The sequence below is a fragment of the Amycolatopsis sp. NPDC006125 genome (assembly GCF_040614195.1).
Taxonomy (GTDB): domain Bacteria; phylum Actinomycetota; class Actinomycetes; order Mycobacteriales; family Pseudonocardiaceae; genus Amycolatopsis_E; species Amycolatopsis_E tucumanensis.
In genome coordinates, this window is record NZ_JBEXTZ010000085.1 from 24,954 (window position 1) to 36,065 (window position 11,112).

The following is an 11,112-nucleotide window of genomic DNA, read 5'->3' on the forward strand; positions in this document are numbered from 1 at the left end:
CACATCGCGCGGCGAAACCTCGACCCGACGCGCGGCCGCGACAAACCACCCGCCCCCAGACAACGCACCGCCCGCCGCGATCACCGCGCCACGAAACACCAAACAGCGGCACCCCGCGCCTCACATCGCGCGATAATCCCGCGGCGAGAACCTCGGCCCGAAGCGCGGCCGCGAGAACCCGCCCGCCTCCAGGTAACGCACCGCCCGCTGCCGCTGCGGCGCGTAGGGCGCCAGCACCTCCGCCATGCCCTCGTCGTCCAGGGGCTCGCCCAGCAGGGCGTACCCGACCACCGCCGGGATGTGGAAGTCGCCGAAGCTGACCGCGTCCGGGTCGCCCCAGGCGCGCTGCGCGATCTCCGACGCGGTCCACACCCCGATGCCCGGCACCTTCCGCAGCCACGCCCGCCCCTCGGCGCCCCGCAGCTCCACCGCCTTCTCCAGCCGGTGCGCCACCTGCGCCGCGAAGATCAGCGCCTTCCGCCTGCTGTGGTCCACCCCGGCACGGTGCCACGTCCAGTCCGGAATGGACAGCACAGCCGCGGGCGTCGGCGGCACCCGCATCCCCGCCGGGGCCGGGCCGGGCGCCGGTTCGCCGAACCACCGGCACAGCTCCCGCCACGACCGGCGCGCCTCGAACCCGGTGACCTTCTGCTCCAGCACGGCGGGCACCAGCACGTCCCACACCCGGCCGGTCGAGCCGAGGCGCAGCCCGGGCATGCGGCGCCGCACCTCGGCGATGCGGTCGTGGTGCGAGACGAACCCGCTGTCGTCGTCCTCGGCGCCGACCAGCGCGGGCACGCCGTCGAGCAGCCGGTCCGCCCCCGGGCCCCACGCCGCGGCCTCGATCTCGCCGTCCGGCAACCGCCGCAGCGCCAGCGTTCCCGGGCCGTCGGCGGTGTTGCCGGTCAGCCACGTCCGGCCGTAGTCGTCCGCCCGCAGGCACGGATCGCCCTTGCCCCGGCGCAACGGCCGGAGGACCGCGTCGAGGTCGAGGGTGAAGGGCGGGCGGTAACGCATCACGCGTCGCTGGAGAACCGGATCGAACCGTCGGGCAGGGTCACGTCCGGCCACACGCGGGCACCGTCGAGCAGCTCGCAGCCGGCGCCGACGACCGCGCCGTCTCCGAGGACGACGCCCTTGAGCACCGCGCCCTTGCCGACGCGCGCGCCCACACCCAGCACGGAGTTCTCCACGACCGCATTCTCCGCCACGGACACCCGGTCGAACAGCACCGACCCGCTGATCCGCGCGCCGGACGCGACGTGCGCCCCCGCGCCGACCGTCGAGCCGCCGGTGACGGTCGCGTCCGCGGCGACCTCCGCGCCGTCCAGGACCAGGGCCTCGCCGGCCGGGCCGGGCAGCGCCGAGGTGGGGGCGAGCCCGCGCACCAGGTCCGCGCTGCCACGCACGAACGCCTCCGGCGTGCCGACGTCGAGCCAGTAGGAGGCGTCGACGAACCCGTGCAGGTGCGCGCCGCCCTCCAGCAGACCGGGGAAGGTTTCGCGCTCGACCGACACGCGGCGGCCCGCCGGGATCGACTCCAGCACCGGGCGGCGGAACACGTAGCAACCCGCGTTGATCTGGTCGGTCGGCGGGTTCGGGGTCTTCTCCAGGAAGGCGGTGACGCGGCCGTCGGCGTCGGTGGGCACCGAGCCGAAGCGGCTCGGGTCCTCGACGCGCTGCAGGTGGAGCGTCACGTCGGCGCTCGTGTCCAGATGGGTCTGGACCAGCGCGCGCAGGTCCGCGCCGGACAGGATGTCGCCGTTGAAGATCACGGCGTGGTCGGCGCGCAGGTGGTCCGCCACGTTGCGGATGGCGCCGCCGGTGTCCAGCGGCTCGTCCTCGACGACGTACTCCAGTTCCAGCCCCAGCGACGCGCCGTCGCCGAAGTGCTCCTCGAACACCTCGGCGCGATAGGACGTGCCGAGCACCACGTGCCGGATCCCCGCGGCGCGGATGCGGGACAGCAGGTGGGTCAGGAACGGCACGCCCGCCGTGGGCAGCATCGGTTTCGGGGCGGACAGGGTCAACGGCCGCAGGCGGGTTCCCTTACCGCCGACGAGCACCACGGCATCGACATCAAGCTCCGATGTCACCTCGAAAATCCTTCCCGTTATCACGCTCCGGTGGGCGACAAGCCGCGGGAAACAATGACGGCGACGGCCCGGAGGGCCTACCCTAGACAGCACACGGAGGGCCCCGTTCGGAGAGGGCCCACGTCGAAGTCGGGAGGCCTAGGGGATGGACCCCCGCGATCGAGCGGATGCTCTGCTGGCCAGGGCACAGTCCCGTGGCGCGTTCGTCGTGACGCCGGACGCCGCGACCTCGCCGATGGACGCTTCGACCACCCAGCAGATCCCGCGGAACGTGGTCAACGAGATCGACAACGACGACCCGGACACGACGGCCGTGGTGCCGTCGTCGGTGATCGAGTCGGTGCAGGGCAGCCTCGCCGCGTCGAAACCGGACACCCACGTGAACATGACGCCGGTGCAGCCCGAGGAAGAGGTCGACGGCCTGGTGCCGACGACCAAGACGCAGACCGGGAACTCCGATTTCGCGCGGCGGCTGGAAGGTCTGTGACTACTTGCCGCGCGTCTCGAACTTCAGGCGCAGCTTGAGGCCGAGCTTCACCGCGGCGAGCACCGGCTTCCAGGCCAGGCCGCGGTGGCGGTCGGCGAGGTAGCGGTAAGCGCTGTCGTGGTGGGCGGCCAGCATCTTCTTCGGCGCGCGGGACGTGGCCTTGCCGCCGATGTGCGTGACCGCCGCGGAGGGCACGTACACGTTGTGCCAGCCGGCGCGGCCGATGCGGTCGCCGAGGTCGACGTCCTCGAAGTACATGAAGTAGCGGGTGTCGAAGCCGCCGACCGAGTCCCAGGCCTCGCGGCGGATCAGCTGGCACGAGCCGGACAGCCAGCCGGAAGTGCGTTCGGCAGGGGCGGCGTGTTCCTGGCGGTAGGCGCGGGTCCACGGGTTCGCCGGCCAGATCTTGCCGAAGACGGCGTGGCCGACGCCGCGGCCGAGCGAGGGCAGCAGGCGGGCGGAGGGGTAGACGGTGCCGTCGGGGTCGCGGATGAGCGGGCCGAAGGCGCCGCCGCGGGGCCAGCGCTGCGCGGCCTCGACGAGCGTGTCCAGCGAGCCGGGCTCCCACTCGAGGTCCGGGTTGGCGATGACGATCCAGCCGTAGCTGTCGTCGAGGGTCGCCACGCCGCGGTTGGCGCCTCCGCCGTAGCCGAGGTTCTCGCCGATGCGCAGGACGTGGGTGTTCTTGCGCTTCTCGGCCCGGTCGAGGGCGTCGTCGGTCGAGTCGTTGTCGGCGACGACCACGTGGACGTCGCGGGTGGTCGCCTTTTCGAGGCTGTCGAGGAAGCGGTCGAGGTCCTCACCGGGGAAGTACGTCACGACAACCACGGCGACCCCGTCGCCGTAACGGCTCGGCTCGGTCACGCGGGCCATTGTGCCCCCACTACGGAGCGCGACGGGGCAGGCACCCCTCGGTTCGCTGCCGCGGCAGTCCGCTACCGCGCGCAGTCGTGCGTGTACTGCTCGTCCAAGATGGCTTGGTGCCGGTTCACGCCTTCATCGACGAATCCGCCCGGGCGCAGACCTACCTCATCTGTGTCGCGGTCGTGGATCCCGCGCAGCTCTCGCCTGCCCGCAAGCAGCTCACGACGCTGCTCCTGCCGGGTCAGCGCGAGTTGCACTTCAAGACCGAGAAGCCGCCGCGCCGACGGCTGCTCGCCGACCGGATCGCGGGCCTGCCCGTCACGACCTACATCTACGCGACCGGCAGGACGCCCAAGACCGAGGAGCAGGACCGGCAACGCTGCCTCGAGCGGGCCGTGCGGGACCTCATGGACCTCAACGCGCACCGGCTGGTGTTCGACAGCCGCGACCTCCGCGACAGGCACGACCGGACGACGATCTACCGAACCCTCGGCCGCCGCCCCGCCGACACGAACATCACCTACGAGCACCTGAACTCGGCCGGCACTCCCCTGCTGTGGATCCCGGACGCCGTGGCGTGGTGCTACGGCGCGGGCGGCGACTGGCGACGCCGGATCATGCCGGTGGTGACGAAGGTGACCGAGGTCTAGACAGCGCAAAGCCCGTGAGACGACCGTCCGGACGCGTCACGGGCTCACTTCTCGGCCCTACGGGGGCCTCGCGTCAATGACTATACCCCATCCGGCCGAACACCGTCCAACGGCTACTGCTCCCGCTTGTGCAGGTGCCACGCCTTCGCGTACGCCTCGCGGTGCTTGTCGGCGCTCGTGGCCCACGAGAATTCCTTCGCGCGCCTCTGGGCGGCCGATGCGAGGGACGCCCGGCGGGCGGGGTCGTCCAGCAGTTCGCCCAGCGCCACCGCCACGTCGCCGGGGCCGACGCCGCAGTACGCGACCGCGTCGCCGCCTACCTCGGGTAGCGACAGGCGCCGGGTGGTGAGCACGCAGGCCCCACAGGCCATCGCCTCCAGGACCGGCAGTCCGAAGCCCTCACCGAGGCTCGGGTAGGCCACCAGCTCCGCCCCGCCGAGGAAACCCGCCAGCGAGTCGAACGGCAGGTACCCGGCCCGGATCACCCGCAGCCGCAACGGCGCCGCCGCCAGCGCCTTCTCCACCTGCGTGTCCCAGCCCGGCTGGCCGGCCAGCACGAGCGCGGGCGGGTCGGGCCGGTTCTCCACCGCCTTCACGAAACCCCGGATCAACGCGGGCACGTTCTTCCGCGGCTCCAGCGCCCCCAGGAACGCCACGTACGGCATCCGCTCCAGGCCGATCGCCGCCCGCGCGGCCCGCACCTCGTCCGGCGTCGGCGGGTGGAAGCGCTCCACATCGACCCCGTGCTCGATGATCTCCGGCTGCCGCCGCGGACGGGCCACCCGCGCCAGCTCCGACGCGGTCGCCTTCGACGGCACCACGCACAACGTCGCCCGCTGCAACGCCGTCCGCGTCCACCCGCGGAAGAACCGCGCCTTCACCGACGAGTGCAGCACCGCGTCGGTGAAGAACGTCGCGTCGTGCAACGTCACCACCGACGCCGACGGCCCAGCCAGGGGCATCGTGTAGTGCGGCGAGTGCACCACGTCCACCCCGAGCCGCCGCGCCAGCGACGGCAGCGTCGTCTGCTCCCAGATCAGCCGCGCGGTGCGCGTGGCGGTGGACTGGACCGCCGGGACGACCCGCGAGCGCGGCGCGAGCCGGTCGAAGAGCCGGAAGTCACGCGGCTGGCAGACCACGGTGATCGGCGCGCCGCCTTCGTCCAGCGCCGCGACCAGCGAGTCCACGTAGCGCCCGACCCCGCCCCGGTCCGCCGGCACGGCCGTGGCATCGATCAGGACGCTGGGTTCGCCTCTTCCCACTCGTGCAGGGTACGGCCGATCGGGATCGCGGTGGTCAGGAACTCACGAAGTGGTGCGGTCGTGAACCGCCCACACAGCCCGCGCCGCGCCCGCCCAGGAGAACGACGCCGCCCGCGCCCGTCCGCGAGCGACCAGGTCAGCCGCGAGTTCCGGACTGGACAACACCTCCTGCAACGCCGCTGCCAGCGCCGCCGCGTCCCCGCGCGGGAACTCCACTCCCGCTCCCCCGGCGACCTCGACCAGCGCCGGAGTGTCCGAGTGCACCACCGGCACCCCGGCGGCCATCGCCTCCAGCACCGGCAACCCGAACCCCTCCGCGACGCTCGGCGCCGCCAGCACGGACGCGCGCCGCAGCACCGCGGCGAGCGAAACGTCGTTCAACCGCCCCAGAACCCGCACGTCCGCCCGGTCCCCGGCCATCGCGACCGGGTCCAGACCACCCCAGCCCGGCTGCCCCGCGAGCAGCAGCGGCACGCCGAGCCGCGCCACCGCCTCGACCAGGACGTCGATCCCCTTGCGCGGCTCGATGGTCCCGATCGCCAGCACGTACCGATCCGGCACGTCCACTTCGGGCAGGTCGTCGCGGGTGAACACGTCCGCCGCGCCGTGCCCGGCCACGGTCACCGGCACCTCGACCGGCACCCGCGCGCGCAGGTCGTCCGCCACCGCCCGCGTCGGCACGACGAGCCCCGAAGCACGCCGGGCCGCGCGCGCGATCACCGCGCGGTGCCAGCGCACCCCGCGCGGCGTCAGCGTTTCCGGGTGCGTCCACGGGACGGTGTCGTGCACGGTCACCGACAACGTCCGGCCGCGCGGCACCCGCGCCGGGGCCAGCGGGGTCGGCGCGTGCACCGCGTCCCCACCCGGCCAGTACGGCAGCCCGGCCTGCCACGCCGCGACCAGCGCCCGCGGCGGCAACGGCAGCATCCGCGCGCCCGGCAACCCTTCCGCGTGCCGCGCGGTGACGGCCGACACCGTCCACCCGGGCGGCGCAGTCTCGGCCAGCGCGCGCAGTAGCTCCGCGGTGTAGCGGCCCGTCCCGCCCGGCACGGGCGCGAGCAACTGCTCGGCGATGACCACGAGTTCCGGCACGGCCCGTATTCTCCCGGTGTGCCGATCCGCAGCACCGTCGTGGTGGTCACCTGGCGCGGCGCCGCGCACGTCACCGCCTGCCTGGACGCCCTCGCCGCCCAGACGCGCCCGCACCGGCTGCTCGTGATCGACAACGCCTCCGACGACGGCACCGCCCGCCTGCTGGCCACGCACCCGTCCGCGCCGGAGGTTGTCCGCCTGCCCCGCAACGTCGGCTACGCGGGCGCCACGGCACACGCGCTGTCCGAAGTGGACACCGAATTCACCGTGTGGCTCAACGACGACGCCGCCCCCGCCCCCGACTGGCTCGCCGAGCTGGAGGACCACATCGGCGACGCCGCGGCCGCCGGGTCGCGCCTGGAACACGTCGACGGACAGGTCCAATCCCTCGGCGTGAACCTCACCCCGGACGGCCACGGCTACGACACCACGGAGACCCCGGCCTTCGGCTTCTGCGGCGGCGCCGCGCTGATCCGCACCCGCACGCTTCGCGAAGTGGGCGGGGTGCCGGCGAGCTTCTTCTGCTACTACGAGGACACCGACACCGCGTGGCGGCTGCGGCTGGCCGGGCACGACATCGTGACGGTCACCACGGCCCGTGTCACACACCGGCACGGCGCCAGCACGAACCCGGGATCCGAGAGCTTCCACCAGTGGAACGAACGCAACCGCCTGCTCACCCTCCTGCGGTGCGCCCCCGCCGGGATCGCCGCCCGCGAACTGGCCCGGTTCGCCGCGATCACCGCCCTGCTGCCGATCAAGCGGAACGTGCCCGAAGCGCCCAATTTCCGCCTGGGCCTGCGGTGCCGCGTGCTCGGCGAAGTGGTCCTCCGGCTGCCCGGCGCGCTGGCCGCGCGGAAGTCGATCACGCGCCGCTCGACCGTCTCCCGAGGCGCGGTCTGGGCGGCCTGGACCTCCCGATAGTCTCTCCGGACATACGGCGAGTACGGAGGTCGGGCGTTGGTCCAGGGGGACACACCACTGCCGCTGGTCTCGGTGATCTTGGTGAACTACCGGGGCGCGGAGCACACGATCGCCTGCCTGCGCGCCCTGCGCGAGGACCTCGACTACCCGGAGCTCGAGGTGCTGGTCGTCGACAACGCCTCGGGCGGTGACGACGTCGCGCGCATCAAGGCCGCGGCCGGCGACGCGCGGGTGATCGAGTCCGGCGCCAACACCGGCTTCGCGGGCGGCTGCAACCTCGGCGCCCGGCACGCCCGCGGCAGCGTGCTCGCGTTCCTCAACAACGACGCCCGCCCGGACGCCGCGTGGGCGAAGGCGGCGGTCGACGTGCTGCGCGCCGAGCCGACGGTCGCCGCCGTGGCCAGCAAGGTCCTGGACTGGGACGGCACCGGCGTGGACTTCGTGGACGCCGGCCTGACCTGGTTCGGCATGGGCTACAAGCGGCACGCCGGCGGTCCGCTGGCCGACGTCGCGCCCGGCGAGCACGACGTCGCCAAGGACGTGTTGTTCGCCACCGGCTCGGCGATGTTCGTGCGCGCCGAGGTGTTCCATGCGCTCGGCGGGTTCGACGAGCGCTTCTTCATGTTCTACGAGGACGTCGACCTGGGCTGGCGGCTCAACCTGCGCGGCTGGCGCGTGCGGTACGTGCCGGAGTCGGTGGCCTACCACCGCCACCACGGCACGATGTCCGAAGTGGACGCCCCGGACACCGGCCGGGAGACGTTCCTGTTGGAGCGCAACGCTCTCGCCGCCCTCTACAAGAACCTCTCCGACGAGACGCTCGCGAAGGTGCTGCCCGCCGCGCTGGCGCTGGCCGTGCGCCGCGCCACCGCCCGGGGCGAGCTGGACCCGACGCAGCTGGACCTCGCCAAGGCCGGCCCGGTCGAGACCGCGCCGGTGGCGATCCCGCGCACCACGCTCGCCGGGGTGCTGGCCATCGACCAGTTCGTCGAGCTGCTGCCGTCGCTGGCCGAGTCGCGCGCCGCCGAGCAGGCCGCGCGCGTGCGCACCGACGCCGACCTGATCCCGCTCATGCGCAAGGCGATGGAGCCGGCCTATCCCCTGCCGCGTTACCTGGACGCGCACGACATCCTGGCCGACGTCTTCGGCATCGAGGCCGTGTTCGGGCAGCGCCGCAAGGTCCTGGTGATCACCGGCGACGCGATCACCGACCGCATGGCGGGCCCGGCGATCCGCGCCTGGAACATCGCCACCGTGCTGTCCGCCGAGCACGACGTGCGCCTGGTCACGGTCAACCCGCTGGCCGCGCCGCCGCCCGCGCCGTTCCCGGTGAGCGCGGCGAAGAAGCGGGATCTGACCGAGCCGGTCGAGTGGGCGGACATCGTGATCCTGCAGGGTCACGTGCTGGAGATGGCGCCCGCGCTGAAGGCGCAGGACTCCAGCAAGATCGTGGTCTGCGACCTGTACGACCCGATGCACCTAGAGCTGCTGGAGCAGGGCAAGAGCGCGCCGGACGACCGTCGTGCCGCCGATCTGGCCGGGGTGACGCGGGTGCTGGACGCGCAGCTGCTGCGCGGTGACTTCTTCCTGTGCGCCTCGGAGCGGCAGCGGCTGTTCTGGCTGGGGCACCTGGCCGCGCTGGGCCGCCTGTCGCCGCGGCTGTACGACGCGGACCCGACCACGCAGTCGCTGCTGTCGGTCGTCCCGTTCGGCCTGTCGCCGGAGCCGCCGGTGCGCACCGGTCCTGGCCTGCGGGCAACGCTGGACATCGACGGCGCCGACCGGGTCGTGCTGTGGGCGGGTGGCGTCTACAGCTGGTTCGACCCGCTGACGCTGGTGCACGCCATCGACCGGCTGCGGCAGCGGCGGCCGGACGTGAAGCTGGTGTTCCTCGGGATGAAGCACCCGAACCCCGAGGTCGCCGAGATGGACATCGGCGCGCGCACGATCCACCTGGCCGACCGGCTCGGGCTGACCGACAAGCACGTCTACTTCAACGAGCAGTGGGTGCCCTTCGGTGAGCGGCAGAACTGGCTGCTCGACGCGAACTGCGGCGTGACGACGCACTACGAGCACGTGGAGACCACGTTCGCGTTCCGCACCCGCGTGCTGGACTACCTGTGGGCGGGGCTGCCGATCGTGACCACGGACGGCGACGCGTTCGCCGACCTGGTCCGCGACGAGAAGCTCGGTGTCGTGGTGCCCGCGGAGGACGTCGACGCGCTGGCCGACGCGCTGGAGCGGGTGCTGTACGACGAGGACTTCGCCGCCGAGTGCCGCGCGCGGATCGAGGTCGTGGCGCAGCGGTTCGCGTGGCCGACGGCGCTGGCTCCGCTGGTGGAGTTCTGCCGCGACCCGCGCCCGGCGGCGGACCGCCTGATCGGCTCGGCTCCGCTGACCACGGAGGTGCCGCCGCGTGGCGCGGAGGCGGTGCGACGGGATCTGGCTCTGGTGAAGGAGTACCTCGCCGACGGCGGCCCGAAGGAGCTGGCGCGGCGGGTCGCTGGCCGGGTGCGGAAGGTTGCCCGCCGTCGTGGCTGAGCGAGCGCTCCGGGTCCTGCTGGACGGCACCCCGTTGCTGGGTGACCGGACCGGCATCGGGCGCTACACGGCGTCACTGGCCGAAGAGCTCGCTTCGATGTCCGATGTGGACATGCGTGCGGTGGCGTTCACCTTGCGCGGCTGGCGGCGGTTGCGTTACGTGCTCCCGCACGGCGCGCGGGCGCGGGGCATGCCGGTCGCCGCGCGGATGCTGCGCAAGGCGTGGCTGCGGTCGACGTTCCCGCCGATCGAGCTGTTCGCCGGACGCGCGGACGTGGTGCACGGGACGAACTTCGTGCTGCCCGGAGCGGTGCGGGCCGCGGGCGTCCTGACCATTCATGATCTGGCGTTCCTGGACGCGCCCGGCGAGTTGCCGCCCAGCGACCGCGAACTGCCGGAGCTGGTGCGCCGCGGCGCCGCCCGCGCCGACGTGATCTGCACGCCGACGGCCGCGGTGGCGGACGCGGTGGCGACCCGGCTCGACGTGGACCGCGACAAGGTCGTGGTGACGCCGCTCGGGGTGGACGCGGCGTGGTTCACCGGCCGCCCGCCGGACGAGCCGATGCGCGAACGCCTCGGGTTGCCGGAGCGGTACCTGTTGTTCGTCGGCGCGGCCGGCCCGCGCAAGGGCATGGACTGGCTGTTGAAGGCCCACGCCGCGGCCGAAGACCTGCCGCCGCTGGTGTTTTCCGGCCCGGGTCCCGCGCCCGGCACGCCCCGCAGCCGCCGCCTCGGCTACCTGTCCGAACGGGACCTGCACAACGTGATGGCCGGGGCGGCCGCGCTGGTGCTCCCGTCCCGGGACGAGGGGTTCGGCCTGCCCGTGCTGGAGGCGCTGGCCTCGGACGTGCCCGTGGTGTGCTCGGACATCCCCGCGCTGAGGGAGATCTCGGGCGGCTTCGCGCGGTTCGCACCGTACGGCGAGGTGGACGCCCTGATCACCGCGCTGCGCGAGGCCGTGGCGGAGGCCCCGCTGGCGTCGAGGTCCGTGGAGCGACGCGCCCACGCGGCGAGCTTCACCTGGCGCCGCACGGCGGAGACCACGCTGGCGGCCTACCGCCAAGCCACCCAGCGCTAGCCAAAGCGCCGCCCCGCACACACCCCGAGCTGGGTGGTCATCCCGTCGCCTGACACGCAACGATCACCTTGAGCCAGGGCCGCAACCCAGGCCGCCAACCGGCAGCCGAACATGCCAA

10 protein-coding genes are annotated in these 11,112 nt (G+C 73.3%); 5 read left to right on the top strand and 5 right to left on the bottom strand.

Annotated features, from left to right (window positions below; translation table 11 throughout):
• Positions 1-120: 120 nt before the first annotated feature.
• Complete coding sequence (locus ABZ193_RS32855) at positions 121-1,017, bottom strand: DNA-3-methyladenine glycosylase 2 family protein (protein ID WP_354712621.1); 897 nt, start codon at positions 1,015-1,017, stop codon at positions 121-123.
• Positions 1,017-2,096: an NDP-sugar synthase gene (locus ABZ193_RS32860; protein WP_027936288.1), complete on the bottom strand. Its 1,080-nt coding sequence runs from the start codon at positions 2,094-2,096 to the stop codon at positions 1,017-1,019. Before ABZ193_RS32860 ends, ABZ193_RS32855 begins: the two co-directional genes overlap by 1 nt.
• 208 nt (positions 2,097-2,304) lie before the next feature.
• Here ABZ193_RS32860 and ABZ193_RS32865 point away from each other — a divergent pair, with 208 nt between their 5' ends.
• Positions 2,305-2,583, top strand: a complete 279-nt coding sequence (locus ABZ193_RS32865) for a hypothetical protein (RefSeq protein WP_020420972.1) — start codon at positions 2,305-2,307, stop codon at positions 2,581-2,583.
• Here the strand turns inward: ABZ193_RS32865 and ABZ193_RS32870 are convergent, their stop codons facing one another.
• Complete coding sequence (locus tag ABZ193_RS32870) at positions 2,584-3,456, bottom strand: glycosyltransferase family 2 protein (protein ID WP_020420973.1); 873 nt, start codon at positions 3,454-3,456, stop codon at positions 2,584-2,586.
• 107 nt (positions 3,457-3,563) lie between these two features.
• Here ABZ193_RS32870 and ABZ193_RS32875 point away from each other — a divergent pair, with 107 nt between their 5' ends.
• The gene (locus tag ABZ193_RS32875; protein WP_237339682.1) at positions 3,564-4,097 is read left to right on the top strand and encodes a hypothetical protein; all 534 of its coding nucleotides are present in this window, start codon (positions 3,564-3,566) and stop codon (positions 4,095-4,097) included.
• A 113-nt stretch (positions 4,098-4,210) separates the two neighbouring features.
• Here the strand turns inward: ABZ193_RS32875 and ABZ193_RS32880 are convergent, their stop codons facing one another.
• Positions 4,211-5,359 (bottom strand): glycosyltransferase family 1 protein, encoded by a 1,149-nt coding sequence (locus ABZ193_RS32880; protein WP_039791797.1) that lies wholly within the window; start codon positions 5,357-5,359, stop codon positions 4,211-4,213.
• Between the two features lie 42 nt (positions 5,360-5,401).
• Positions 5,402-6,451 carry a glycosyltransferase family 1 protein gene (locus ABZ193_RS32885; RefSeq protein ID WP_237339681.1) on the bottom strand — a complete coding sequence of 350 codons (1,050 nt, stop codon included), beginning with the start codon at positions 6,449-6,451 and terminating at the stop codon, positions 5,402-5,404.
• Between the two features lie 18 nt (positions 6,452-6,469).
• Between ABZ193_RS32885 and ABZ193_RS32890 the strand changes: the two genes are divergently transcribed.
• The 3 genes from ABZ193_RS32890 to ABZ193_RS32900 are packed head-to-tail and all read left to right on the top strand — an operon-like array spanning position 6,470 to position 10,994.
• Positions 6,470-7,375, top strand: coding sequence for a glycosyltransferase family 2 protein (locus tag ABZ193_RS32890; protein ID WP_237339680.1), 906 nt, complete (start codon positions 6,470-6,472; stop codon positions 7,373-7,375).
• Between the two features lie 36 nt (positions 7,376-7,411).
• Positions 7,412-9,916 carry a glycosyltransferase gene (locus ABZ193_RS32895; protein ID WP_354712622.1) on the top strand — a complete coding sequence of 835 codons (2,505 nt, stop codon included), beginning with the start codon at positions 7,412-7,414 and terminating at the stop codon, positions 9,914-9,916.
• Complete coding sequence (locus ABZ193_RS32900; RefSeq protein WP_237339678.1) at positions 9,909-10,994, top strand: glycosyltransferase family 1 protein; 1,086 nt, start codon at positions 9,909-9,911, stop codon at positions 10,992-10,994. The genes ABZ193_RS32895 and ABZ193_RS32900 overlap by 8 nt, the downstream gene beginning before the upstream one ends.
• The last annotated feature ends 118 nt before the right edge of the window (positions 10,995-11,112 follow it).